Source organism: Pseudomonas sp. 22072 (assembly GCF_052046095.1).
Classification (GTDB): domain Bacteria; phylum Pseudomonadota; class Gammaproteobacteria; order Pseudomonadales; family Pseudomonadaceae; genus Aquipseudomonas; species Aquipseudomonas paracarnis.
On record NZ_JBQEQE010000006.1, the window covers coordinates 230,089 to 255,999 of the forward strand.

General features: G+C 55.7%; 22 protein-coding genes and 2 tRNA genes. 19 read left to right on the forward strand and 5 right to left on the reverse strand.

The window, feature by feature from the left end; genetic code table 11:
- Positions 1-325 precede the first annotated feature (325 nt).
- The 5 genes from ACTJLA_RS08950 (at position 326) to ACTJLA_RS08970 (ending at position 4,898) form a co-directional block, all read left to right on the forward strand.
- Entirely contained in the window at positions 326-2,542 is a 2,217-nt protein-coding gene (locus tag ACTJLA_RS08950) for an AsmA family protein (RefSeq protein ID WP_440841019.1), read from the forward strand.
- Complete coding sequence (gene mutY, locus ACTJLA_RS08955; RefSeq protein WP_034125531.1) at positions 2,539-3,606, forward strand: A/G-specific adenine glycosylase; 1,068 nt, start codon at positions 2,539-2,541, stop codon at positions 3,604-3,606. Before ACTJLA_RS08950 ends, mutY begins: the two co-directional genes overlap by 4 nt.
- Positions 3,603-3,875: an oxidative damage protection protein gene (locus ACTJLA_RS08960; RefSeq protein WP_034125530.1), complete on the forward strand. Its 273-nt coding sequence runs from the start codon at positions 3,603-3,605 to the stop codon at positions 3,873-3,875. Before mutY ends, ACTJLA_RS08960 begins: the two co-directional genes overlap by 4 nt.
- A gap of 103 nt (positions 3,876-3,978) precedes the next feature.
- Positions 3,979-4,054, forward strand: a tRNA-Phe gene (locus tag ACTJLA_RS08965).
- Positions 4,055-4,226: 172 nt separating this feature from the next.
- Entirely contained in the window at positions 4,227-4,898 is a 672-nt protein-coding gene (locus ACTJLA_RS08970) for a hypothetical protein (protein ID WP_440841021.1), read from the forward strand.
- 36 nt (positions 4,899-4,934) lie between these two features.
- On the opposite strand, the gene ACTJLA_RS08975 is transcribed toward ACTJLA_RS08970, so the two are convergent.
- Together ACTJLA_RS08975 and ACTJLA_RS08980 are read right to left on the reverse strand one after the other, a co-directional pair.
- Positions 4,935-6,542 (reverse strand): ArnT family glycosyltransferase, encoded by a 1,608-nt coding sequence (locus tag ACTJLA_RS08975; RefSeq protein ID WP_440841023.1) that lies wholly within the window; start codon positions 6,540-6,542, stop codon positions 4,935-4,937.
- A gap of 87 nt (positions 6,543-6,629) precedes the next feature.
- Complete coding sequence (locus tag ACTJLA_RS08980; RefSeq protein ID WP_440841024.1) at positions 6,630-7,595, reverse strand: arsenic resistance protein; 966 nt, start codon at positions 7,593-7,595, stop codon at positions 6,630-6,632.
- Positions 7,596-7,753: 158 nt separating this feature from the next.
- Between ACTJLA_RS08980 and ACTJLA_RS08985 the strand changes: the two genes are divergently transcribed.
- Positions 7,754-8,167 carry a hypothetical protein gene (locus tag ACTJLA_RS08985; protein ID WP_034125526.1) on the forward strand — a complete coding sequence of 138 codons (414 nt, stop codon included), beginning with the start codon at positions 7,754-7,756 and terminating at the stop codon, positions 8,165-8,167.
- Positions 8,168-8,463: 296 nt separating this feature from the next.
- Here ACTJLA_RS08985 and gabP read toward each other — a convergent pair whose 3' ends face one another.
- A complete protein-coding gene (gene gabP / locus ACTJLA_RS08990) occupies positions 8,464-9,855 on the reverse strand; it encodes a GABA permease (RefSeq protein ID WP_034125525.1) in 1,392 nt (463 codons plus the stop codon).
- A 555-nt stretch (positions 9,856-10,410) separates the two neighbouring features.
- Between gabP and ACTJLA_RS08995 the strand changes: the two genes are divergently transcribed.
- From ACTJLA_RS08995 to ACTJLA_RS09015, 5 genes are all read left to right on the forward strand, one after another.
- Entirely contained in the window at positions 10,411-11,184 is a 774-nt protein-coding gene (locus tag ACTJLA_RS08995; RefSeq protein ID WP_010213906.1) for an ABC transporter ATP-binding protein, read from the forward strand.
- A gap of 13 nt (positions 11,185-11,197) precedes the next feature.
- Positions 11,198-11,950 (forward strand): ABC transporter substrate-binding protein, encoded by a 753-nt coding sequence (locus ACTJLA_RS09000; protein ID WP_014716503.1) that lies wholly within the window; start codon positions 11,198-11,200, stop codon positions 11,948-11,950.
- Positions 11,951-12,024: 74 nt separating this feature from the next.
- Positions 12,025-12,720 carry an ABC transporter permease gene (locus ACTJLA_RS09005; RefSeq protein ID WP_005783890.1) on the forward strand — a complete coding sequence of 232 codons (696 nt, stop codon included), beginning with the start codon at positions 12,025-12,027 and terminating at the stop codon, positions 12,718-12,720.
- 38 nt (positions 12,721-12,758) lie between these two features.
- Positions 12,759-13,448: an ABC transporter permease gene (locus tag ACTJLA_RS09010; protein ID WP_032803763.1), complete on the forward strand. Its 690-nt coding sequence runs from the start codon at positions 12,759-12,761 to the stop codon at positions 13,446-13,448.
- Positions 13,429-14,616, forward strand: coding sequence for a methyltransferase (locus ACTJLA_RS09015; RefSeq protein ID WP_440841028.1), 1,188 nt, complete (start codon positions 13,429-13,431; stop codon positions 14,614-14,616). The genes ACTJLA_RS09010 and ACTJLA_RS09015 overlap by 20 nt, the downstream gene beginning before the upstream one ends.
- 241 nt (positions 14,617-14,857) lie before the next feature.
- Here the strand turns inward: ACTJLA_RS09015 and bcsQ are convergent, their stop codons facing one another.
- Entirely contained in the window at positions 14,858-15,754 is an 897-nt protein-coding gene (gene bcsQ / locus ACTJLA_RS09020) for a cellulose biosynthesis protein BcsQ (RefSeq protein ID WP_440841029.1), read from the reverse strand.
- A gap of 328 nt (positions 15,755-16,082) precedes the next feature.
- Between bcsQ and ACTJLA_RS09025 the strand changes: the two genes are divergently transcribed.
- The 7 genes from ACTJLA_RS09025 to ACTJLA_RS09055 all read left to right on the forward strand — a co-directional run bounded on the left by ACTJLA_RS09025 (position 16,083) and on the right by ACTJLA_RS09055 (position 22,858).
- A tRNA-Thr gene (locus ACTJLA_RS09025) sits at positions 16,083-16,158 on the forward strand.
- A gap of 164 nt (positions 16,159-16,322) precedes the next feature.
- The gene (locus ACTJLA_RS09030; protein WP_440841031.1) at positions 16,323-17,651 is read left to right on the forward strand and encodes a tyrosine-type recombinase/integrase; all 1,329 of its coding nucleotides are present in this window, start codon (positions 16,323-16,325) and stop codon (positions 17,649-17,651) included.
- A 902-nt stretch (positions 17,652-18,553) separates the two neighbouring features.
- Positions 18,554-19,534 carry an integrase domain-containing protein gene (locus tag ACTJLA_RS09035; RefSeq protein ID WP_440841061.1) on the forward strand — a complete coding sequence of 327 codons (981 nt, stop codon included), beginning with the start codon at positions 18,554-18,556 and terminating at the stop codon, positions 19,532-19,534.
- Complete coding sequence (locus ACTJLA_RS09040; RefSeq protein ID WP_314545627.1) at positions 19,531-19,827, forward strand: hypothetical protein; 297 nt, start codon at positions 19,531-19,533, stop codon at positions 19,825-19,827. Before ACTJLA_RS09035 ends, ACTJLA_RS09040 begins: the two co-directional genes overlap by 4 nt.
- Positions 19,828-20,266: 439 nt before the next feature.
- Positions 20,267-20,944: an N-acetyltransferase gene (locus ACTJLA_RS09045; RefSeq protein ID WP_122764514.1), complete on the forward strand. Its 678-nt coding sequence runs from the start codon at positions 20,267-20,269 to the stop codon at positions 20,942-20,944.
- A complete protein-coding gene (locus ACTJLA_RS09050; RefSeq protein WP_122764513.1) occupies positions 20,941-21,801 on the forward strand; it encodes an ImmA/IrrE family metallo-endopeptidase in 861 nt (286 codons plus the stop codon). Before ACTJLA_RS09045 ends, ACTJLA_RS09050 begins: the two co-directional genes overlap by 4 nt.
- Positions 21,794-22,858 (forward strand): beta family protein, encoded by a 1,065-nt coding sequence (locus ACTJLA_RS09055; protein ID WP_440841034.1) that lies wholly within the window; start codon positions 21,794-21,796, stop codon positions 22,856-22,858. The genes ACTJLA_RS09050 and ACTJLA_RS09055 overlap by 8 nt, the downstream gene beginning before the upstream one ends.
- Here ACTJLA_RS09055 and ACTJLA_RS09060 read toward each other — a convergent pair.
- Complete coding sequence (locus ACTJLA_RS09060; RefSeq protein WP_163034892.1) at positions 22,844-23,401, reverse strand: sce7726 family protein; 558 nt, start codon at positions 23,399-23,401, stop codon at positions 22,844-22,846. The two genes, ACTJLA_RS09055 and ACTJLA_RS09060, sit on opposite strands and share 15 nt — an antisense overlap.
- A 914-nt stretch (positions 23,402-24,315) precedes the next feature.
- Here ACTJLA_RS09060 and ACTJLA_RS09065 point away from each other — a divergent pair.
- On the forward strand, positions 24,316-25,194 hold the full coding sequence (locus tag ACTJLA_RS09065) for a DUF5677 domain-containing protein (RefSeq protein WP_252949501.1): 879 nt from the start codon (positions 24,316-24,318) through the stop codon (positions 25,192-25,194).
- The last annotated feature ends 717 nt before the right edge of the window (positions 25,195-25,911 follow it).

The window sequence follows — 25,911 nt, forward strand, 5'->3', positions numbered from 1 at the left end:
GGTGTTTCCCCCAGTTATTGGTATGCGTCCGTCAGGCGCTCTCTCCCTCGGCCTTGCACGCAAAGCGTGGCCGTTTTGTTGAGTGAAGCTCCCTTTTAGGCGCGACGTTAAGTCGCAGAAGGCGGACGAACGTGCAGAGATTAGCACCAGTGGATGACGGAAAAATCAAACTGCCACTACCTTTTTTCGATTATCTGTATTTTCTTGACGTCAAAATCCCATTTCCGCACCGGTGGATACAATGTAACGATCCGTGAACTGACGCCGGCCTTCGGGCGTTATACTCTGCGGCTAAATTTTGAAATCGACATACAAGGACTCGCCCATGAAAGCGTTCGGCAAAATCCTGGGTCTGGTACTTCTCGGGCTGTTGCTGATCATTGTGGCGCTCGGCTTTGCCCTGACCCACCTTTTCGATCCCAACGACTACAAAGAAGAAATTCGCCAGATAGCCCGCGACAAGGCCCACATCGAGCTGACGCTCAATGGCGATATCGGCTGGAGCCTGTTCCCCTGGCTGGGCCTGGAGCTTCATGAAGCCAGCGTCGCAACCCTGACCGCACCGACTCAACCGTTTGCCGACTTGCAGATGCTCGGCCTGTCGGTGCGCGTACTGCCGCTGCTGCGCCGCGAAGTGCAGATGAGCGATGTGCGTGTCGAGGGCCTGAACCTGCGCCTGAACCGCGATAAGCAAGGCCACGGCAACTGGGAAGACATCGGCAAGAACCTGCCCGACGAAACCGCCGGTGCCCCCGCTCCCGCGCCGGTCGAACCGGTGGCTGAAACCAAGCCGGAAAAACCGCCGCAGCCGATCCGCCTGGACATCGACAGCCTGACCATCAACAACGCCCGCGTCGAATACACCGATGAACAGACCGGCAAGCAATTGAGTGCCGAAAGTATCCAGTTGAGTGCCGGTGCCATCCACGAAGGCGCCAGCATCCCGCTGAAACTCACGGCGTTCCTGGGCAGCAACCAGCCGCTGATGCGGGTCAAGACTGAGCTGAACGGCAACTTGCGCATCCAGCGCGCGCTCAAGCGTTATCAGTTCGAAGACATGCGCTTGAGTGGCGAAGCCACCGGTGAGCCGTTGCAAGGCAAGACCGTGAGCTTCTCCACCCAGGGCCAACTGCTGGTGGACTTGGCGGCCAACGTCGCCGAATGGACCAACCTGAAACTGGCGGCCAACCAACTGCGCGCCTTGGGCGAACTAAAGGCCAATGACCTGGACAAAACCCCGCAGATCAGCGGCGCCCTGTCGGTTGCCCAGTTTGACCTGGCCAAGTTTCTTGAGAGCGTCGGCCACCCACTGCCTGCCATGGCCCCAGGCAGCCTGAGCAAGGTCGAACTGGTGAGCCGCCTCAAGGGCACGCCCACCAGCGTCGCCCTGGAAAACTTGAACCTGAAGCTCGATGCCAGCACCTTCACCGGCCGCGTCGCTGTGGATGACTTCGCCAAGCAGTCACTGCGTGTGCAGCTCAAGGGCGATACCTTCAATGCCGACAATTACCTGCCGGCCAAATCCGAAGCCGCCAAAGGCGCAACCGCCGCGCGCCAGGCCGAAGTACAGAGCAGCGAAGCCGGCGCCATGGCGGCAGGCGGCAGTACACCATTGCCGGAGGCGCCAACCAAAGGTGCCTGGAGCAACGACAAACTGCTGCCGCTGACGCGCCTGCGCAGCCTGGACGTGAATGCAGACCTGGCCTTTGGCGAACTGACCCTGAGTCAGTTGCCCATTCAGAACGCGGTGCTCAAAGCCTCTGGCATTGACGGGCAACTCAAGCTCGACACCCTTAGCGGCGGTCTCTACAACGGCACGTTCCAGGCCAACGGCACACTCGACGTACGCCAGGACACGCCCGTGCTGGCCCTGCAAAGCCACATCAAGCAGGTGCCCGTTGAGCGCATCCTGCAGGCCCAAGGGAAAAACCCGCCGGTCAAAGGCCAGCTCACCCTCGACAGTAACCTCACCGGCCGCGGCAATAGCCAGAAGGCCTTGATCGACAGCCTCAACGGCACCACCAGCATCGTGATCAACAACGGTGTGCTGCTCAATGCCAACATCGAGCAGCAACTGTGCACCGGCATCGCCCTGCTCAACCGCAAGACCCTGAGCGCCACACCAAGCGGCAAGGACACGCCCTTCCAGGAACTGCGCGGCAACCTCACGTTCCGTAACGGCGTGGCCAGCAACCCCGACCTGAAAGTACGCATTCCTGGCCTGACGCTCAACGGCAACGGTGATGTGGATTTACGCGTGCTGGGCATGGACTACCGCGTCGGCATCATCGTCGAAGGCGACAAGCGCGACGTGCCGGACCCGGCCTGCCAGGTCGGCGCCAACTTCCAGGGCATTGAGGTGCCACTGCGCTGCCGAGGCCCACTTGAGCTTGGCGCCAAGGCCTGCCGCGTGGACAAGGACGGCCTGGGCCAGGTCGCCCTCAAGGCTGCCGGCAACCGCCTCAACGAGAAGCTGGAAGAGAAACTCGACAAGGTTAACCCCAAGCTCAAAGACGCATTGAAAGGCCTGTTCAACCGATGAGAAACGAGCAGTTTTCACAAGCGGTGCTGGACTGGTACGACCGCCATGGCCGCCACGACCTGCCTTGGCAACAGGACATCACCCCTTACCGGGTGTGGGTGTCAGAGATCATGCTGCAACAGACCCAGGTCAGCACCGTGCTCAATTACTTTGACCGGTTTATGGCGTCCCTGCCGACGGTCGAAGCCCTGGCCGCCGCGCCGGAAGATGAAGTGCTGCACCTGTGGACGGGCCTGGGCTACTACACACGGGCGCGCAACCTGCAGAAGACCGCCAGGATCGTGGTGGCCGAACACGGCGGCGAATTCCCCCGCGACGTGGAAAAGCTCACCGAGCTGCCGGGCATCGGCCTGTCCACCGCTGGCGCGATTGCCAGCCTGAGCATGGGCCTGCGCGCGCCGATCCTCGACGGTAACGTCAAACGCGTGCTGGCGCGCTTTACCGCGCAAGAGGGTTACCCGGGCGAGCCCAAGGTCGCCAAACAGCTGTGGGCCACCGCAGAGCGCTTCACGCCCTTTGAGCGCGTCAACGCCTACACCCAGGCCATGATGGACATGGGCGCCACCCTGTGCACCCGCAGCAAACCCAGTTGCCTGCTGTGCCCGCTGGAAAAAGGCTGCGAAGCCCACATGCTGGGCCTGGAAACACGCTACCCGATCCCGAAACCGCGCAAGACCATCCCGCAAAAGCGCACGCTGATGCCCATGCTGGCCAACGCCGAGGGCGCGATCCTGCTTTACCGTCGCCCGTCTACGGGCTTGTGGGGCGGCTTGTGGAGCTTGCCGGAGCTGGACGACCTGCAAGACCTGGATCACCTCGCCAACCAGCACGCGCTGGCGCTGGGCAAGCATCAGGAACTGCCCGGGCTGGTCCACACCTTCAGCCACTTCCAGCTGGCCATCGAACCCTGGCTGGTCCAGGTCGAGGAAACCGCCCATCACGTGGCCGAGGCCGACTGGCTCTGGTATAACCTCGCCACCCCGCCGCGCCTGGGCCTTGCCGCCCCGGTGAAAAAACTGCTGAAGCGCGCGGCCGACGTATTGAACGCAGGAGTTTCGTCATGACCCGCACCATCATGTGCCGCAAGTACAAAGAAGAACTGCCAGCCCTGGAGCGCCCTCCGTACCCAGGTGCCAAGGGCCAGGACATCTACGAGCACGTCTCCGCCAAAGCCTGGGGCGACTGGTTGAAACACCAGACCCTGCTGATCAACGAAAAACGCCTGAACATGATGAACGCCGAAGACCGTAAATACCTGGCCGGCGAAATGGACAAGTTCTTTTCCGGCGAGGAATACGCCAAGGCCGACGGCTACGTGCCGCCTGCTCAATAATTGATCAAAAACCAGGGTCTGCACGTAAGCGACGGTAATAATTAAATATTTTTTGAAAACTTGCTTGACGACCCCCTGAAAAACCCGTTTAATGCGCCCCGTTGCCCAGATAGCTCAGTCGGTAGAGCAGGGGATTGAAAATCCCCGTGTCGGCGGTTCGATTCCGTCTCTGGGCACCAAAATACCGAGAAACCCCAAGGAACAATGCGTTCCTTGGGGTTTTTTATTGCCTGCGATTTAATGCGACTCACGCATTTACGGACACGATGTCGCAGCAGGACGATTGAGGGTTATTTTTGGCTGGACTCAATCGTTCAGCCTTTACCCAAATCTCAGTTGTAAGGTTTTTTCATGACCCGCTTCTTGCTTTGCACCCTATTAATACTGACCGCCCTGCTCAGTGGGTGTGCCACGCAGCTGGACGTAGCGATCAACGCGACGCCTGATCCCGACTATCACTTCGACCGACAGGCAACCGTGCTGGTGACTTCCACTGGCGGAAGTGATGAAAACTCACTCAATGCTCGCTACTACCTGCGTGACATGGTCCGCGCCATGCAGGACCAGGGCTTTCGCAATGTCTTCACCGACACCACCCTGCCCAAGAACCACGCGCCGATCAAAATGACCGTCACCCTGGACGTCGACAGCAAGCAGGTGACGTATCGCTATACCGCCACCGAATACGGGCAGGTGGCAAACAGCACCACCACCCAATGCAAGAAGAACAAGAAAAAGACCGACCAACTGACCTGCACCAGCACTCCAAACACCTCCTACGGCCCGGTAGGGACCTCGGAGCGCACCGGCTACACCACGCTCACCACCTTCCGGGTCACCGCTCGTGATGAAGTGAGCAGGCGCGCTGTCTACCTGCTAAGGGCGTCGTCCTATAACGACGACTGCCAAGCCGCCAAGGTCGAAGCCTTCCTGGTGCAGCAGGGTTTGCAGAACCTGAATTTCCAGGACCGCGTGCAGCGCAATTACACGGTCACGATGCCTGAAAGCTTCCGTTGCAAATAATCATCTGCTCGACAGGCCCTTGGCTCAAGGGCCTCCTTACTTGAGCAAGAACACCATCAACGGGTTGTCATTCAAGCGCCCTTGATAGCTCGGCGCCAGGTGCTCCAACGGCGACCCCTTCAACAGCGCGGTCTCCTTGCGCGACACGATCACCCAGGAGGGCCGGGGCAGCGCCGCCAACTTCTCAAGCTCGTGACGCCCGACAAACAGCGGCTGTTCATCGTGATCCAGGTTCATCATGTAGCGCACCGCCCAGGTATCCCGGGCCAGATCGACAAACACCAAGGGACCTGGCTGCGCCTGGCGCAACGCCTCCACCTGGCTGACAAACCGCCGGGTGTCGAATTGCAGGTCCTTGGCCGGCTCTATCACTGTCACAAGCAACAGCCATTGCGCCACCAGCGCGATCAGACTGAGCCACACCAACCGCCATGCTCGCCGCCAGGCAATCAACGCTGCGGCTTGCAGCACCACCAGCACGCCGATCATCAACGGCAAGGAAATCTCCGGCCAGTAGCCCTGTTTCTGCCAGGCGTGTCGACACACAAACAACACAACCACGCACAACGCCGGCAGCGCCGCGACCAGCCATTCATAGCAACGGCGCACACCCACCAGCCAGCCTTGCGCGTGAAGCAGCCCATAGGCAGCGACAGCCGCAAACATCGGCACCATCGGCAGAATGTAATAAGCGCGTTTGAAATGCGGTGCCGACAGGCCGAGCAGAATCATCAAGCCGCAGCCCCCGAACCGCACCAGCAATTGCAGGTGCTCATTGGCCCAACGCTCGGGCCAGCGATGGCGCAACGCAAACAGGGTCGCGAACGCCAGCGGCACCACCGGGAAGTAGCGGTACAAGCTCAGTTGGAAATAAAAGTAAAACGGCTCACCCGACTCATCCAGACGCCCGCCGACTTGCATTTTGAAGACTTCATCGGCAAACGCATCGCCACCACTGAACCGCGCAAGCTTCATCAGCAGCCACCAGCACGCGGCGAGCAACACCAGGCCGACAACGCCGTGGATCAGCACCTGTCGGACACGCTCCCCCGGCTTGCTCAACGCCCAATACACACACACCACCGCGCAGACTTCAATCAACCCCAGCGGCCCACGTAAGGCGAAACCCAGGATGAACAGCGGGAACACCGCCAGTTGCCTCAACCGTGACCCGAGGCGTTCGCCGGTGTGCAGCAGGTAGAAACTGCCCACGCATAACAATGCAACCATCTGGTCCAGGCACACCGAGCGCGACTTCTCGAGCAACTGGGCGGTGAGCAGCGTGAGCAGCACCGTCAGCAGCGACCAGGCACGGCTGTAGGGCGCCAGCAGGCGATACATCAGCGCGATCACCCCCGCCGACGCGAGCGCTGTGGGCAGCACATTCGCCAAGTGGTTCGGCGCGTCAAACAAGCGGGCGAATAGATAACTGAAGAAGGTCGCGGTGCCGGGGTAATCCGCATAGGGCTGGCCGTAGGTGGTGGGGAAAAGACTCGCGCCATGGCGATACATTTCCTGCAGGAACAGCGCCCAACGCCCGTCAAAACCCTGGGGCTGCTGATCCCAGATACCTACTGTGAACAACAAGAGAGCGACCAGGAAAATACCCAGTGACTCCAGGCGAAAACGGTTGCGGTGATCCATCGGGTGACCTGTCAGGTGGGAAGCGCTGGCGTATGGTGCCGAACGCGCCCCTGAATGGCGCCTGAACAGACCTGAACATTCACGCGGTTACCGACTGGTGGGCCACACCACTGCCGGGATCAGGCGAACGTAGAGCAGTTCGGCAACCAGCTCGATCAGGGTCTGCAGGATCACCACCGTTGCGGCCAAACCGCGCACATCCTCCGGCAGGGCCAGCGCCAATGGCAAAACCACCAGCGAGTTACGCGTCGACGCACTGAACGTCACCGCCCGCGCCGTCACCGCTGGCAGTGCGAACAGCCGCGCAGCCCCAATGCCCATCAACGGTGCCAACAGTACAAATGCCACGTAGATTGGAATGACCGGCAACAACAAGTTGATATCTCGCACCACCGCAGTGATGTGCGAAGCGAGCACGACAAACAACACCAGCGCCATCGCCGGCACCGGCAACCACGCCCAGGCGCTGCTCCAAAGACCGATAGCGCTCGAACGCCGCGCAAGCGCGCTGGTGAGGACAGCCAGAAGCATCGGCACCACAATCAACCCCACGAACGCCTCTACAAATGGCCCCGCCGCTACCACCACGCTGGATTGCTCGCCCAACATCAGCCCCAGGTATACCGGCAATAGCAGCAGTTGCAGCAAAAGCAACAGCGGGGTTGCCGCCAGCATCGAACGCGAATCGCCCTTGCCGATATGGGTAAATACCACCACGTAGTCGATACAGGGCGTCAGCAACACCAGCAGAGCGCCCACCAGCAACGCCGGGCGCTCCACCAGGCCGCTGGTCAACCCCCACACCAGCAAAGGCACCAGAATGAAATTGGCCAGCAGCAAGGCCGCCATGAAGCGCTTGTTGCCCAAGCCTTGGCGCAGCTCAAGAAAGGGTATCTGCAAAAACATCGCATACATCAGCACGGCGATGGCAGGTGTCACCCAAAGGCTGAAGCCCTGCGCCGACAAGGGCCAGAACAGGCCAAACGTGACGGCCACAAAGACGGCAACAAAGTAGATCGGGACCTGATGGTGTTCCAGGGTGTCACGGGTCATGGGCGGGCTCTGGTGGGTCAATAGACTGTCAGCCTAAGTACCCGCGCAGATAAGGTCGAGCACTACAGCAATCATTGCCGCCCGAGAAACCCTTGGGATTTACCCCAACCTGCGCTTCAATACACCCTCCAGACCAGACCCCCAAGGACGTTGAGCCCATGGCCTCGCCAAACAAGCAGCAAAAACGCGCCCACCGGGCAAAAGCCAAGGCCAAGCAAAACCGCACCCAGCGCGCCGTGGCGCACAAGCCGGATGCTTTTGCTGGCGACGACAGCCGCATCGACCTTGAGTCGGTGGATTTGACTGAACTGTTCGTCGAAATGCGTGCCGCTGGCGAGATCAGCCAGCAGGCGCTGTGTGCGGTGTTCCTGGCGCACCCGTTGCTGGCGCTGGTGCTGGAGCAGGAAGGCGAAGAAGAAGCGACCGACTTTATCCTGGCGGCGCTGATCGAGTATCGGCAGTGGGCGACGGACAGCGATGACGAAGCCGCGGCGTTAGCGTGGATTGAGTCGCCGCAGTTCCAGGCCGATTACGTGGCGGCGTCCCAGGCGCTGGCCAACGCCCCCGACTGACACAAAATAAAAATGTGGGAGCGGGCTTGCCCTAATGCCAGTCAGTTAAGAGCTCGAGCAGACAACCAGTGACTTGCTCCCGCTGGACTGCGTAGCAGTACCATTTTTGGGGCCGCTTCGCGCCCCAGCGGGAGCAAGCTCCCTCGCCACAGTTACCGATTCTGTCTTAACTGACTGGCGTTAGGGCTTGCCCGCGATGGCGGTGTGTCAGTCGACGAATATATCGACTGGCAGTCCGTCATCGCGGGCAAGCCCGGCTCCCACATTGTTGCGCGGTGCGCTACCACCGTCTCTCGTCAGTTAAGCGCCGCAGCCCCTACTCTTTGGGCCTTGCGACGGCTCGCCACCACCAACCCCGCCAATACCACCAGCAAGCTCAGAACCCCGGTGGCGATGATCTCGACCCGGTGCGCTTCCTGGAACAGCATGATGGTCAACGTACCGACGATAAACACCATTACCGCGTACGTCAGGCCTGGGAACAGCCACATCTTGAAGACGATCTTCTCGCCTGCTGCCGCACGCTTCTGGCGCATGCGCAGTTGCGACACGGCAATCACCAGGTACACCAGCAACGCAATGGCGCCGGAGCTGGCCAGCAGGAATTCGAACACCGCCGCCGGAGCGACGTAGTTGGCGAATACCGCCAGGAACGCGGCGCCGGTAGACAGCAACACCGCCCAGTAAGGCGTGCCGCTCTTGTTGGTGCGCTTGGCCACGGCCGGTGCGTCACCGCGACGGCCCAGGGAGAACAGCATGCGCGACGCGGTGTACAGCGCCGAGTTGAGGCAACTGGTCACGGCAACCAGCACCACCAGGTCGACAATCAGCTTGGCGTTCGGGATACCCATGCGCTCCAGCACGGTCTGGTAGGAACCTACGGCAGCCAGGGTCGGATCGTTCCAAGGCACCAGGGACACCACGATGAAGATCGACAACAGGTAGAACAAACCAATCCGCCAGATCACCGAGTTGGTGGCCTTGGTGATTTGCTGGCCCGGGTTCTTCGATTCGGCTGCGGCGATGGTGACAATCTCGGTGCCCATGAACGAGAACATGGTGGTCAGGATCGCCGCCAATACGGCACCCATGCCGTTGGGCATGAACCCTTGGGTATCGAACAGGTGCGAAACACCGCTGACCTGGCTGGTGGGCAAGAAGCCGAAGATCGCGGCCAGGCCGAGGATCACAAAGCCCACGATCGCCACGACCTTGATCAGCGCAAACCAGAACTCGAACTCGCCGTAGTTCTTCACGCTGAACAAGTTGGTTGCGGTGAGCAGCAAGGTAATGACCAGGGTGAACACCCAGATCGCCACGTCGGGGAACCAGGCGTGCAGGATGGTCGCCGCCGCGTTGGCTTCCAGTGGAATCACCAGCACCCAGAACCACCAGTAGAGCCAGCCAATGGTGAAACCGGCCCAGTGGCCGATTGCCCGGTCGGCATAGGTAGAGAACGAACCGGTATCCGGTGACGCAACGGCCATCTCGGCCAGCATGCGCATCACCAGGACTACCAGCGTACCGGCGGCTGCATAGGCCAACAGCACAGCCGGGCCGGCAGCAGCGATCGCATGGCCGGAGCCGACAAACAAACCGGCGCCGATGACACCGGCAATCGACAGCATGGTGACGTGACGCGGTTTGAGCCCCTGTTCGAGGTCATTGGAGCTTTGCGTACTACTCATTGACACACCTTTGCGAGGAATTGCGAAAACGGTTCGCCCGGCTTGCAGCCTTTCTCGTGAAAAGAATCCAACAGGGCGTTCTTTATTTTTTACGCAAGATTTGCGCCAAAATATTTCAGAACCACAGTTGGCGGGGGCTGTAGGACAATTCACCACTCATCGCAAGTCATTGAGAACAATGGCATTCCGCTATAGCGTTACCGTGCGACTCACATTCGTGGCATTGCGACGCACCAAAAACACACACAAAAAGTACGTGACGCCCCATAACCGGGCTGATATGGACCGTTTGCCCGGTTAACCCTTCCAACACCCGGCCAAAGCTGGCACCATCGCGCCCTTTTTTACGCGAAGCCTGTGGATCTTTCCGGGTCAAACGTCTGTAGGTTGTTGATGGCGCGACACACTGCTGCGCCGATGCGACACCCTGCCGCAGACCACCGGTTAACCGTCCGCAGCGCTGTTGGCTGTCATCCAAACGCTATGCTAGCTTGGCGCCTCGCCAGGAAGGCGGCCCAACAGCGAAGATCGCAACGAACACAATGAGGACCGCACATGGCCGAGGCCACGCCCGCGCTTGAAATCCGCAACTTGCATAAACGCTATGGTGAGCTTGAGGTACTCAAAGGTATCTCGCTGACCGCTCGCGACGGCGATGTGATCTCGATCCTGGGTTCCTCCGGTTCCGGCAAGTCCACCTTCCTGCGCTGCATCAACCTGCTGGAAAACCCGCACCAGGGCCAGATCCTGGTGGCCGGCGAAGAACTCAAGCTAAAGGCCGCGAAAAACGGCGAACTGATGGCCGCCGACGGCAAGCAGATCAACCGCCTGCGCAGCGAAATCGGGTTTGTGTTTCAAAACTTTAACCTGTGGCCGCACATGAGCATCCTCGACAACATCATCGAGGCTCCTCGGCGCGTGCTCGGCCAGAGCAAGGCCGAAGCGATAGAAGTGGCCGAGGCCCTGCTGGCCAAGGTTGGTATCGCCGACAAGCGGCACGCCTACCCTGCGCAACTCTCTGGCGGCCAACAACAACGCGCAGCGATTGCGCGTACCCTGGCGATGCAGCCTAAAGTCATCCTGTTCGACGAACCGACGTCGGCGCTTGACCCGGAAATGGTCCAGGAAGTACTTAATGTGATCCGCGCGCTGGCCGAAGAAGGCCGCACCATGCTGCTGGTCACCCACGAAATGGGCTTCGCCCGCCAGGTATCCAGCGAAGTGGTGTTTTTGCACCAGGGCCTGGTCGAAGAGCAAGGATCGCCACAGCAGGTATTTGAAAACCCGCTTTCGGCGCGCTGCAAACAATTCATGTCCAGCAACCGCTAACGGAGCAACATGCATGCAGACCTATAAGAAATTCCTTCTGGCCGCGGCCGTCTCGATGGCATTCAGCGCCACGGCCATGGCAGAAACCTTGAAGATGGGGATCGAAGCGGCCTACCCGCCGTTCAACAATAAAGACGCCAGCGGCAACGTTGTCGGCTTCGACAAGGACATCGGCGACGCCCTGTGCGCCAAGATGAAAGTCGAGAAGTGCGAAGTGTATGTGTCCGACTGGGACGGCATCATCCCTGCCCTGAACGCCAAGAAGTTCGACTTCCTGGTGTCCTCGCTGTCGATCACCGACGAGCGCAAGCAGGCGGTTGACTTCACCGACCCGTACTACTCCAACAAGCTGCAGTTCATTGCGCCCAAAGCCACTGCGGACTTCAAGACCGACGCCACTTACCTCAAAGGCAAGGTGATCGGTGCACAGCGCGCAACGCTGGCCGGTACCTACCTGGAAGACAAGCTGCCGGACACCGAAGCCAAGCTCTACGACACGCAGGAAAACGCCTACCTCGACCTGACCTCCGGTCGCCTCGACGGCATCCTGGCTGACAAGTACGTGCAGTACGAATGGCTCAAGAGCAAAGACGGTTCGGCCTATGAATTCAAAGGCGACCCGGTGGTAGAAAGCGACAAGATCGGTATCGCCGTACGCAAAGGCGACCCGCTGCGCGAGCGCCTGAACAAAGCCCTGGCAGAGATCAAGGCAGACGGCACCTACAAGAAGATCAACGACAAGTACTTCCCGTTCAGCATCGAATGATCTGAACGGCCTGCCCGGCGCGCTCCTGCGAGCGCGCTGGCTTTTAGCAATGCCTGCCGCGATATGAAAACACCATGAATTTCGATCTCTACGGATTCGGCCCGGCCCTTGCCGCCGGCGCGCTGATGACCGTCAAACTGGCGCTCACGGCCCTGTGCCTGGGGCTGGTGCTCGGCCTTGCCGGCGCCTTGGCCAAGACCTCCCCGTACAAGCCACTGCAATGGCTGGGCGGCGCTTATTCGACCATCGTGCGCGGTATTCCCGAGCTGCTGTGGGTGCTGCTGATTTACTTCGGCACCGTCAACCTGATGCGTGCGCTCGGTGAGTTCTTCGGCAACCCCGACCTGTCGCTGAGTGCCTTCGCCGCCGGCGTCATCGCCCTGGGCCTGTGCTTCGGCGCCTACGCAACGGAAGTGTTCCGCGGCGCGATCCTCGCCATTCCCAAGGGCCACCGCGAAGCCGGTGTGGCGTTGGGGCTGTCGAAGTTTCGGATTTTCACCCGGCTGATCATGCCGCAGATGTGGCGCATCGCCCTGCCGGGCCTGGGTAACCTGTTCATGATCCTGATGAAAGACACCGCGCTGGTGTCGGTGATCGGCCTGGAAGAAATCATGCGCCACGCGCAGATCGGCGTGACCGTGACCAAGCAACCCTTCACCTTCTTCATGGTCGCCGCATTCATGTACCTGGGCCTGACCGTACTGGCGATGACCAGCATGCACTTCCTGGAAAAACGCGCCGCCCGCGGCTTTGCAAGGAGCACCCAATGAGCGGCGACTACAGCTGGCTATCGCACTTTGACCTGGGCCTGAACTGGGCCGTGATCATCAAGTGGCTGCCGAAGTTGGCCCAGGGCGCAACCCTGACCCTGGAGCTGGTGGCAATCGCCGTGATCGCCGGCCTGCTGCTGGCGATCCCTCTGGGCATCGCCCGCTCTTCGCGCCGCTGGTACGTGAGCGCCCTGCCCTACGGCTACATTTTCTTCTTCCGTGGCACGCCGCTGCTGGTGCAGTTGTTCCTGGTGTATTACGGCCTGGCGCAGTTCGACGCCGTGCGCAACAGCTTCATGTGGCCGTACCTGCGAGACCCGTTCTGGTGCGCCACCGCCACCATGACCCTGCACACCGCCGCCTACATTGCCGAGATCCTGCGCGGTGCGATCCAGGCCATTCCGCCGGGCGAGATCGAAGCGGCGCGGGCCCTGGGCATGTCCAAGCCCAAGACGCTGTTCTACATCATCCTGCCACGCGCCTCGCGCATCGGCCTGCCGGCCTACAGCAACGAAGTGATCCTGATGCTCAAGGCCAGCGCCTTGGCCAGTACCGTGACCCTGCTGGAACTGACCGGCATGGCGCGCACCATCATTGCCCGCACTTACCTGCCGGTGGAGATTTTCTTCGCTGCGGGGTTGTTCTACCTGCTGATGGCCTACGTGCTGGTGCGCGGCTTCAAACTGCTGGAAAAATGGCTGCGCGTCGATGCATGCCAAGGCCGTTGAGGCACGCTTCCAGGCACTGGATGCATTCCTGATCGAGCACCAAGGGCTGTGGCGACCACGGCCCTTTACTCAGTTGCAGCTGCCCTGGGAAACCGAGCATCCCGAGTTATCCCAGTGGCTGCGTCGGCGTTCGTTAGCCGAAGCTGAAGCCAGTCACAACCAACCCCACGACCTGCCCGCGCCCACACCTTTTCCACAGCTGGCCGCTCACGCGCTGCGCCTCGCTACTGTGGATAAGTTACCCACGCACACCCTTGAGCCCGCTCGCCACCGTCTGAACGTCGACGTGCCAGGGCGCAAATGGCAACAGATCGAAGCCTTCGGCGCCGCGCTGTCCTTTATCCAAACGCCAGCCCACTGGCTGGACTGGTGCGCCGGCAAAGGCCATCTAGGCCGCCGCCTGCTGCAACCCGGCCAACAGCTGACCTGCCTGGAATACGACCCCGCCCTGATCGCCTCCGGCCAAGCCTTGAGTGATCGCCACGGCCTGCCCGCAACCCATCATCTGCAAGACGTGATGGCGGATGTCGCGATCCAGCCCGAACACACGCCGGTCGCCCTGCATGCCTGCGGCGACCTGCATGTGCGCCTGCTGCAACTGGCCAGCGCCGCCGGCTGCAAACAACTGGCCCTGGCGCCCTGCTGCTACAACCGCATCACCGCCGACCGTTATCAAGCCCTCTCCGCCGCCGGGCGCGCCTCCTTGCTGCAACTGTCGATTGATGACCTGGGCCTGCCCCTGAGCGAAACCGTCACCGCCGGCAACCGTGTACGCCAACAACGGGACACATCCATGGCCCGCCGCCTGGGCTTTGACCAACTGCAACGGCAACTGCGTGACTGCGACGACTACCTGCCAACACCTTCCCTGCCCGCCAGTTGGCTGGATAAACCCTTTGCCGACTATTGCCAGGAACTGGCAAGCCTCAAGGGCTTATCCACAGGCGAGCAGAACTGGCCGGCCCTGGAAGCTCACGGCTGGCAACGCCTGGCCGAGGTGCGCAACCTTGAGTTAGTGAGAGGCTTGTTTCGACGCCCATTGGAACTGTGGTTGGTATTGGACCGGGCACTGTTCATGGTGGAACAGGGCTACAACGTCGAGGTCGGCAGCTTCTGCGAACCATCGTTGACCCCTCGCAACCTGATGGTGCTGGCCGAGCGCGAATAAAGGGCAAAAAATCCTACATGCGCCCTGTGGATAACTCTGTTGATGAATACTTTGCAGAGGCCCTAGATATCGGCACTTCACACCAAAAGCCGGCCTGGTCATTTTTTGTTCACAAAATAAAGTGCACACAAAACAGGCAGTTGCAGCGTGCTGAGAACTGCTGCACAAAATGGCTGTTTCGTGACAGCTGTTACCAACCGATTGTGCATAAGCATCTGGCGCCACGCGCATAACGGGCGCTTTATGCGGTCTGTTTTGGCGCCTTCAGCCACAGGCAAACCTCGTTGATATCATCACTGGCCAGCCGTTTCGCCACGTTATCCAGCGGGTCGGATGAGTAGGCCAACGCCTCGTTGATGGCCATATCGCGATGAACTTCCAACGGGTCTTTGCCTAAGCGATGCTTGAACGCCTCGACCATGTCCAGGCTGAAGGGGTTACTCTCATCCACCTGGTTAATCACCACCTGCACAACCGGCGGGCGCTCGCCCTCAAGGTGCGGAGCGAGCAGCAGGTCCAAATGATCCAGGGTCCCAAGGCAAGCAGCGTCCGCCTGCACGATGACCAGCACCACATCGGCAACGCTCAACGCTTGATGGAAATAGACGTTATTACCCGCGGGCGTATCGATGATCACCGTGTGCCGCTCGCTGAGCCCCAGGCACCCAAGACGCTGCGCCAGCCAACCGGGCTCCTGCTTGAGCCAGCGCTCGAGGCTTTCCTGCTGCTGGATATCGATATCGCCGAAGATCATCACCTGGCAACCGGCAAAGCCCAACTGCTGCAAGGGCGCCCATTGCCCATGCTCCAGACTGGTGCGGCCGATTCCGGGCAAGGTGGAACTGACCCCAAAGTGATGATGCAAGGCATTCTGCGGGTCCAGGTCCAGCGCCACCACCGACTCGCCCAGGCGCTGCAACCCACTGCTCAAGGCCGTGACCAGCGTGCTGCGGCCCACACCGCCATTGATAGACACCAACGCCACTATTTTAGGGCGCAGCTCCGGGGCATTGAGGGGCTGTTGGTAAATACTTTCGTCAGGAACACTGCCGAAAAAGTGCATTCTTGCATTGATGCCGTCGGCATCATGGGTAACGTCTTTGCCAAACAACGCCAGAATTTCTTTGCTTAGGCTCATAGCCTGCTCCTCACGACGCAGCTTAAAGACGTGAAGGTCAGCAAGTGCGGGCACTTGCCGCAGGTCTTTTTATAGGCGCCCTTGTTGGGGGCATTCTGTGACAAAGGGTTTGAAGTGTCATTATTTTGCTGTTTTTATGCTCGGCCTTTTAGATGGACGGTAGATAGTCAATTTAATGGCTTTTCAGCGTGTGTTTTTCCACAGGCTTGCAACCTGTGAAAACGTGCCCAAGACAGCCTAATCGCAAGAAACCTCAGACTTTGCAAAAATAGTCAGAATTCAGGGGTTTACAGAACCTTTCCAATCGCTATAATCGTCGCCCTAACACGCCGGTATAGCTCAGTTGGTAGAGCAACTGACTTGTAATCAGTAGGTCCCGGGTTCGACTCCTGGTGCCGGCACCACATTAGGCTCCATTGCATTCCACCGAATGCTCTGGAAGCCCCGAAAACCCGCCTTTTGGCGGGTTTTTTCGTTCCAGGACCCTCTGTCGGGATCCAACAAAATCCCCCTTCCCCGAGGGTATGTTAGGGGTACTGCGATTTCCCGGTCAGGAGCGCGTACCCCTATGCCACGTCTAGCGATCCCCCTCAGCGACCTGCAATGCCGCACGGCCAAAACCCGCGAACGCGCCTACAAACTGTTCGACGGCGGCGGCATGTACCTTTTCGTCAAACCCAATGGCGTGAAGACCTGGCGCTTGAAGTACACCAAGCCCAGCGGCAAGGAAGGTACGCTCATCATCGGCAATTACCCCATCGTTACCCTTTCCATCGCACGACGTAAGCGAGACGAAGCCAAGGCGTTGCTGCTCGACAACCTCGACCCAATGGAAGAAAAGAAGAAGGCCAAGATCGTAGCCCAGCGTGCGGCACTGCTTTTCGAAACCGTTGCTCTGGAATGGCACGCTGATATGTCCCGCCGCTGGACCGAAGGCCACGCAAAAACCGTGATGAGCCGACTGCGCACCCACGTCTTCCCGCTGATCGGCCAACGACCCATCGCTGAGCTCGATACCCATGACCTGCTAGAGATCACCCAGCGCATCAAGGAACGCGGCACCATGGATGTGGCGTTAAGGGTACAGAACTATTTATCCACCATCATGCGCGGCGCCAAAAGGGCTCGGCAGATCACCATGAATCCTGCACTGGATCTGGCAGGCTCGATTCACGCGCCGCGCACAATCCATCGCCCGGCCCTCTCCCTCAACCGCCTACCCGAACTGCTACACCGGATCGACAACTACAACGGCCGTGAGCTGACGCGCCTTGCCGCCCTGCTCACGCTGCATGTATTCGTCCGCTCCAGCGAACTGCGCTTCGCTCGATGGAGTGAGTTCGACCTACAACGCGCCATGTGGGAAATTCCCGATACGCGCGCACCGATTGAAGGGGTACGCAACTCCACACGTGGGACCAAGATGAACGGCGACATTCAAATGGTTCCGCTATCGCCGCAGGTCATCGAAATACTGGAGCGCCTGCGAAGCCTCAGTCGCTTTTCAGAGTTGGTGCTACCGGGCGACCACAAGTACTGGAAGCCCATGTCCGAGAATACGGTGAACACCATGCTCCGTAACGTCGGCTATGACACCAGCAAGGACGTGTGCGGCCACGGCTTCAGGACCATGGCCTGTAGCGCCCTACTAGAGTCCGGGTTATGGACCGACGCTGCCATCGAAAGACAAATGAGTCACAAGGAACGCAACCGCGTGCGCGCCGCTTATATCCACAAGGCCGAATTCCTCGAACAGCGCAGGCTGATCATGGCGTGGTGGAGCAACTACATCGACGCCAACCGCCATGGGCATGTGACGCCCCACGAATTCGCTCACCCGGTCGGCGACAACATTACCGCCCTACAAAATAGCCGTGGCGCATCCAAACGTGGGTAAACGTGTGAGATCACCGTTGTCCGCCCTTCCACGCGGGTCCATCCAAGCGGGGCTGCAAAGCCGCCCTGCTTGGATGGACCTCATTTAAGAAATCTAAAGCCCACGCAAATTGTCTGTGGAAAACTATAGATTTCCACCGGTGGATAATTTCATCCACAGCCGCAGAACTCTCGAAAATTCGAGCCTTGACCAAAATTATCCACAGGCGTAGAAAAGATCGGGCAAAGCGCTGTCGTTGACAGCAAACCAGGTAGCCAGAACCTTTAAGGCTACGCCACACCGTGGTGGTTCTCCCAAAGTGCGATTAGCGTCCGGCGGCTCGCACGGTCACAGCGATGTGATGGGTGCCTACTTTTACCAGTGTGCCCACTGCGGCAACTTCCCCCTTTCATAGCTGCCCTGCAGCAACCTATCCGCTTGGCCATTTCATTGCGCCAACCTGCGCCCGTCTCTTTCTCCCGGAAAGAGACGGGCGCTCCTACCGCTGCTGCAGCCCACCTCGTACAAGGCTTTGCGGCATTCCCCCTCGTGACAATCGGCGTGACAAACACCGAAATCACCAGCAACAGCGATGCAGATGATGGTGCCGCAGCCCACGGAATGGACGGCACCTGACTGACAGTCAGGCATGCCCCGGTCATCGCATCACTGCCTTCACCAGACTCAGAATCTCGCGGCTCCGGTCTCGTCAGCCAGTGCAGCCTCTACCCGCCCACTTCTTCGGAAGTGTTCAGGAGGCCAGATCATGAGATGCCCAAGCTCCCGGTCGTAAAGAGCCGTCAGTCCCGCGTTAGTGGACAACCCTCACAGGTCGCAGGGGCCTTGATCCCTGATAACACTCAACATTCTTGGCGGGATGACGTGGGGAAAGGCTTCAACGGTTTGGTTTCGAGAGGAGTTTGATCATGTTGGTAGGTAGACGAGATGGGCGCAATTTTGGCTATGGCCGGCAACTGAGCTACGCAGGACCACAGGCATTGAAAGATCTGTTTGGCGGTGGGCATTACGGCACCGTCAAGGCGCACAGTGATCGCTGGCAGGCGTTTGTGCACTGGTGTCGCTCGGAGGATGGGCCCGGGCTTAACGATGCGCGAAAAATTGACCGGCAGACCTTGCTGGGCTATGCCGGGCATCTGCGGCAGCAAGTCGAACAAGGCGCTATCGGTATCGCCACTGCGCAAAACCGATTGTCCAGCGTGAACCGAACCATGGCCGCGCTTCGCGGTGATCAGTATGTGAAAGTGCCGAGCCCGAGTAAGGCGCTGGGAATGCGGCGCACCGCTGTTCGTCGGTCAGTGCCGCAAGGCCAAGACCGCGAACAGGTGAAGCGGATCGTAGAGGTACTTTGCGAAAACCAGCAGACGCGCGTAGCGGCCATCGCTCAGTTAGCGCGAGCCACCGGTATGCGTTTGCGTGAGGCGATTTTGGCCGACCTTCCTCGACTGCAACGGGAAGCCGAGCAGCTCGGGAGGATCAACGTCCAGGACGGCACCAAAGGTGGCCGTTCAGGCGCGTCAGCACCTCGTTGGATTACGGTAGATGATCATATTCGTGACGCACTGAGGTTTGCCGAAAAGGTCTCACCCGACGATAGCCGCAACCTGCTGGCACCGAACGAGAGCTACTTCGATTTCCAACGGGAAATCGTCCGCCCCGCAAGGGACATCCTCCATACGCACAACCTCAAGGGCTTCCATGAATTGCGGGCGGCCTATGCGTGCGAGCGCTATGAGCAGATCACCCACAATCCCGCCCCCATCAACGGTGGCCATTGCTATCAACTCGACCAACGCCTAGATCAGGATGCCCGAGTACAAATCAGCTATGAACTGGGACATGGTCGAATCGACGTGGTATCGGCGTATATCGGTGGCCGGGTATGAATAAACCATTCGATATGGAGATCTTCTTGGCTGGGGTGCTGACTGGAGCACATGCCACACGCGAACGTCACATCCACCAGGCCAAGACTATTCAAGCAGCCATTTCTGAACGCTGGAGCCGAGATAATCCATGGGCATGGCAGCAAAAGCATCTCGCATGGTTTCTGAACCACCACTTGAGCCCGCACGCTGAATCGACGCGCTATTACTATCTGCTGACCATGCATTTGCTCGCTTTTCGCTTAGGGAAATCCTGGCATCAACCTCTAGGCGAAGGGTCCTCCTGTCGATAGATCAGAGGATGTAAATCTTACTCGGGAGGGGACACCGAAAGAAAATCAATCCGCCCCCACCTCTGAGAAACGCAACGCATGCCTCCCTAGCCAGCAAATCGGACTCAAATGGTGGCCAAAACATGGCACGCAAATAAAATGTGGAGTACGCTCGACCTAGAATGCTAGCTAACGCTCAGCAGGATCAGCAGAAACACCTGAACGATTGTTTGCCACGGAAAGGCTAAAAAATGATCAACTCGATACAACAACAAATATTAAACTTCGATACGTTAATCGCTATCGAGAAAGAGTACATTCAACTCACATCCCGCCATAATCGTTCTGCATCTACACCTATGCTCCTGTTACGAAGAGCACTAGGAAAATTGTATTCACCTCAAAAATATAGCCCTCCAGCAGAATCAAAAGACTTCGCTTCCTCAGCCGGATATTTATAATGACTCTAGATGAAATTAGAAGTTTATTAGACGCAATGCCGCCTAATGAAGACGAGATAATACAGCAGGGTAATCTACTTGATCTAAACAACCGCTCAGTAGAGTTCAAAATCCATCATGGATGGGACATCGCCCACGGAAATCTTTGCGATAAATTATGGGGGGAGTTCAACATAAAACTTCTAAGACACGTTAGAGACAATTGTCAGGATGAGAATCTATTAGAAGCTGAAATAAGCAACCTAAGCCTTGAGGATAGCCATTGGGAATGGTTTAAAAAATCAATCGCATATCGGACAGACGAATATCATTGGTTTTTCTTATCAGCTGACTCAAAACCTCAAGGGGCATGTCTAATCTACCACCCCAAACAAAGCATTTTTGACAAAGGAAATATTTTTTACATCGAGTATCTTGCCGTAGCTCCCTGGAATCGGCAAAACCCAATGAGCAACAAACAATTTAGCGGAATTGGCAGCATTCTAATAAAATCCGCGATAGCCTACTCTTGTAACGCATTGAGGCTCAGGCCCGGTTTTAGCTTACATTCACTACCAAAAGCAAAAACCTATTACGAACGGATTGGAATGCAACATTTCCCCAGTTTAGACAAAGATCAACTGAACTATTTTGAAATGGCAGAGGCCAAGGCCGCTCAATATGCGGGGGCAATATGACCAACAAAAATGAGGAACAGGATGATTTTGTAGTAACATCTGAAAGCACAATAAATCCAAAGGTTTTAATCAACGCATTAAACGCCCACGACGAAGTTATCCGCTTAGTAAAAGCATCAACTACTAAAAGAAATGCACCTTGTAGTGAAAACATCTCTTTATTTCGCGACCTACTCACAGACAACAAAGGCGAAACTTTCTTTAGACAATCGAACAATGCAAATACCGCCACTACTTCCTATTGGCTTTCCCGCATAAAATATACAGCCCAGCTACTTTTAAACTTGCAAGACGTACCTAAATACCAGCCGATTTCCACTGACCAAATTTATCAAATCACTCGGATGAGTCCCGCCCCTGAAAATGTCCGCTTAGTCTCCACCGCGCTATTAAGCCTCGGCATAATACTTATATTTGACGAACAGCTTAAAGGAATGAAGCTTGACGGAGCTGTATTCAAATTAAAGTCTGGCCATCCTGTCATTGGCATGACCTTAAGACACAGTAGACTAGATAATTTCTGGTTCACACTAACGCACGAGCTATCTCATATACACCTGCACATAGATCAACTAGAGACACCCATACTAGATGACTTTGAAGAAGCATCAACCGAAAAAATTGAATTAGAAGCCGATCGACTTACCAAAACAATTTTTGTCAGTAGAAACGAATGGCGGAACTGTGAACCAAAATATGATTTACGCAGAGAGATCGTAATAAAATACGCAAACGAAAAAGGACTGCATCCAGCAATAATTGCAGGCATGCTTAGGCACGAGTTAAATCGATATGAAATCTTTTCCGATATCGTGTCCGAATATAACACTAGGGATTTGATATTTAAACATGAATAACTATACTCCATTCTTAAAAACCAAAACTAATGAGATCGGGGCCCTAAAGGTTTTGCATCCTACGCTGAAGCCTTTTATCGCTCCTTTCTTTGATTTCCCGATGAAAAAAGGTCTGAATGAACAGTCCCTAAAAAAATCTATTGACGGAACGCACAAAAAAATAAAAACGCACTTAAAAGAATATAAAAATTTCTACCTTGATAATTTCGATATCCCAGATGCAATAACGATTTCGGGACAAGACAATTACATGTATATTATCGACAAATTTTCCGACACCACGTTCATCCCAGTTATCGCCATCGAAAGAACACCACAACGAAATGATGCTGTGTTCAACGCCAAAATCACAGGCAAAATTAAATCAGATACCATAGCACTAAGAGTTCAGCCTGAAGACTTTCAGCACTACACTACAACCAAAGTAGAAATACAAACATTAGTTAGAAAATGCCCTCCCAATTTCACATCAATGATCCTTATTCTAGACAATAGGATTTGCCGCACATGTGATACGACCAAAAGAGCGGGAGAGCTAATCAACTTTATCATCGCTATAAAGCGCGATTATTCATTCTCAAAAATAATAATAACCGGTTCTTCAATACCGGCATCAATCAAGGAAATACTTGAAGTCGGGCATGAGATCTCTTTACCCAGAAGTGAACTAGCCATACACAAAAAAGTTATTGCCCACCATGAACTAAGCGACATTGAACTTGGGGATTATACTATCGTAAGCCCTAATTTCTCGGAAATCGACATCCCACCAGAAAGCATGCGCAACGTTACTGCGCCCAAAATCCTGTATGCCTTTGAAGACTTTCAATATGTTATTAGAGGTAACGGCTTAAAAAACCATCCGCGAGGGAACCAGCAGTATAACGATATGGCGAAAATTCTGGTGGCAAAAACCTTCTATCGGACACCACCATACTCTTGGGGAGACAATTACCTGAACGATAAAGCCAACTCACATGGTACCCTAGTCACGCCTAGCAGCATCCTGAATCCGACTATCAATGCTCACATCACATTTATGTTACAAAAACCCTAGCTTTCTCTGCGCGAGCTTAGCGCTAATTGCAAGGCTAAGCTCTTCTCTCCCCATAATTCCTGCAATGGAGTTAGAAATATTATCCCTATTTGCCTTTGCAGCAACCTGTATATTCAGCCCTTCGGCCACATCTGAAAGTTCTGTCCTCCAGAGAGTCATGAGAGCAGTCTTCTTATCAAAAAAAGGGCTATTTTTTGAAGATCTTGCCCCCCGCAGAACCACAACACCACTTACCTCCCTGGCAATCATCACTCCCCAGTGCGCTGGAATAACCCTTATAGCTTTATTCGCATGACGCTCTGTAGTAACTAAAGTTATCTTCCTGAACGCCAAATCATAATAGGCAGCTTGGCTTATTGCTCGCTCAATTTTATCGGCATCACCTTTTATCTCATAACAATGAGCCTCCTTGTAAATAGCCACCACATCAGCTATTGCACTTCCATTATGCACTCTCAGCTCTTCAATTAGCGCGCTGGGTCGGTGCGACATTCGACCAAGCCTAGCCAAAAGGGCGGATCTAATTTGAATATCTCCCAGCACAATCACCTCGATTTACTTTGGCGCACGCAGCATTTTAATCAGCCTACTATAGCAGAGCCTAGATAATTTTAAAAACAAAAAATAGACTTGACGCATATGAATATGCAAGTCCAGAGCCAGACTAAATATAGCTAAAACCCCAGAAAACTTCTATATCGCGCTATACGAGTTACGCTTAGCGATACTTTCTCAAAAAACAGCACAGCGTGCGAGCTTGATAGCTTTCCTCCCTAGCGATTCTCGGAGAGAATTTTTTACATAGCTGATATTGATTTTTCTATTTAATTAGCCATTAAGGTTATAAGATATTAATGAAACAAAATAGGGCCGGATTCGGCTCCACTCAATTCCGTAACTAGCTGATTCATAATAATAACTAATTGCCGTACGCGAAGTTTTTCACCGAAACCTGGACGCCTGGAAACCTAACCTCCCCGAAATATAACGTTCGCCTGGTGCCGTACCATACAAAACAAAGACTCGCAGAAATGCGGGCCTTTGTTGTTTCTGGGGATTGGTGTGATTGCGCTTGTGCCCAGAAGCCTCGTTCTGATTAAGCTTGCCGCGCCCCGCCCCCCCGGAGGGCCTTTCTTGATCCCCTAAGGCGTTCGCCGACCTCGCTCGTCGATGATTCGACGAATAAGAGATCGAAAATACATCTGCCCCTTCTAGGGGCAATGCCTGTTTAGGAAACACGGGGTCTGTCCTCATGTTTTCTTCTTGAGCCTAAGCCCCCAACATTAATAAGTTATGAAAGCAATTTTAACGACGCTGAATTGGCTAAAAATCAAGATACACACGATTCAAAGTTAGTGAAAAATTTTCTGACAGCCGACAAAATGCTACACTCAAAAATTAAATAGCGCTTCCATTTAGAAATGCATTAATTAAACCTACAGGAATAACACACAACAATGCCTCATATACCAAACTTCAGAAAAGCCTTTAAAATAGATAAAAAAGCAAACCTTATCGAGTCGGCAGTAGCCATTGAATCGTGTGCCAAAGCAGATAAAATCCTTAATGACTACTTGGGAGAAATCGAACCAAAAAACAACAATGAAGGCTTTCGAATTCACTCGCTTTTAAATCTGACCGGTCGTGTATACGAGCACGTCCAAGGCATGCTAGTTGCTATTTCGACAGGTTCGCCAGCCAGTGCGGAGGCATTAGCTAGAGTTGTTGTAGAAGGCTCAATAAACATCATGTACCTAGCCGAAAGAGGCGACTCAGGGACATTAATAAAATTTTTCCAATCATGGCTGAATGAGCACAATAGAAAGCTCAATGAGTGGAAGCAGAAAATACTGGACGGAACCGACGCAGAAGAAATATCGACTATGATAGAGGAAAGAAGAAAAGTCATTACGGTATTAGACGAATTCGTTAATGAAATTGAAACTCAATGCTCTGTAGATACATCCAATCCGGGGAGTGACTGGCCTAAGTCGCTTTATAAAAGATTTGAAACACTTGGGCGCGAGACTGATTACTATGAAAGCTATCATCGCCTCAGCGGAGCAAGCCATATAACTGGCGAGGACACGCTTATGTGGCTTATGTTTATGCACGCCTCACCCGAGCACAAGATAAAGGCTGGAAAGGAAGCTTGGGCTTACTCAATAATGATGACCAGAATTGCAAGCATGTTTTTTGTAGACACTGCTTTTTCATGTGTTAAAGCCTATGGGCGTGAAAACAATAAAGATCTATATCAATGCAAGCTCGAACTACAACTCGCCGTCCGCAAAATTGCACGGCAGGCAGGTGTACCGTTGAGTGAATCGCCATGATTGATTAGACACACCCGACTAGTTGCTTTTGGTCGACTCCTGCCGATTCACCATGGGAAATAATCGGCAATGTTCAAACTTGAAGGGTTTACCTTGCCGTATCCTGCTCTGGATATTTTATATGCAGCTCGACAACGTGCTCTAACCTAAAAGTCCCGGTTCGACTCCACTGAGATCCATAACTAGCTGATTTATTTATAGTTACTTGTAGGGATACGCCAAATTTTCCACCGACTTCCAGCCCCACGGAAAATCTAGCCCCGCTTACTGCTACCGTTCGTCTGGTGCCGCACCATACAAGGTTCCAAAGAAAGCTTTCAAAATCTCTGGAACCCCCGAAAAACCCGCCTTCTGGCGGGTTTTTTCGTTTTAGCGTTCCGTCGGATTCCGTCAAAATCTTATGGATACCAGCCGAAAACCACCTCGATTTTCACGGGCAATCGTCCGCCCTGCCCGCCCATCCTTCATCAGCAGGCCTGCACACAAATCAGCGACGAACTGGGGCATGGTCGTCTCGACGTGGTATCGGCTTATAACGATGATCGAGCACGAGCAAAACATTCGACATGGCGCTGTTCCTGGCGGATCTTCTCACCGGGTCGCATGCCATTCGCGAACGTCACCTACGCCAAGCAAAGACCATTCAAGCGGAGATCTCTAATCGCTTGCACAAAGATAATCCATGGACCTGGCAGCGAAAGCATCTCGCATGGTTTC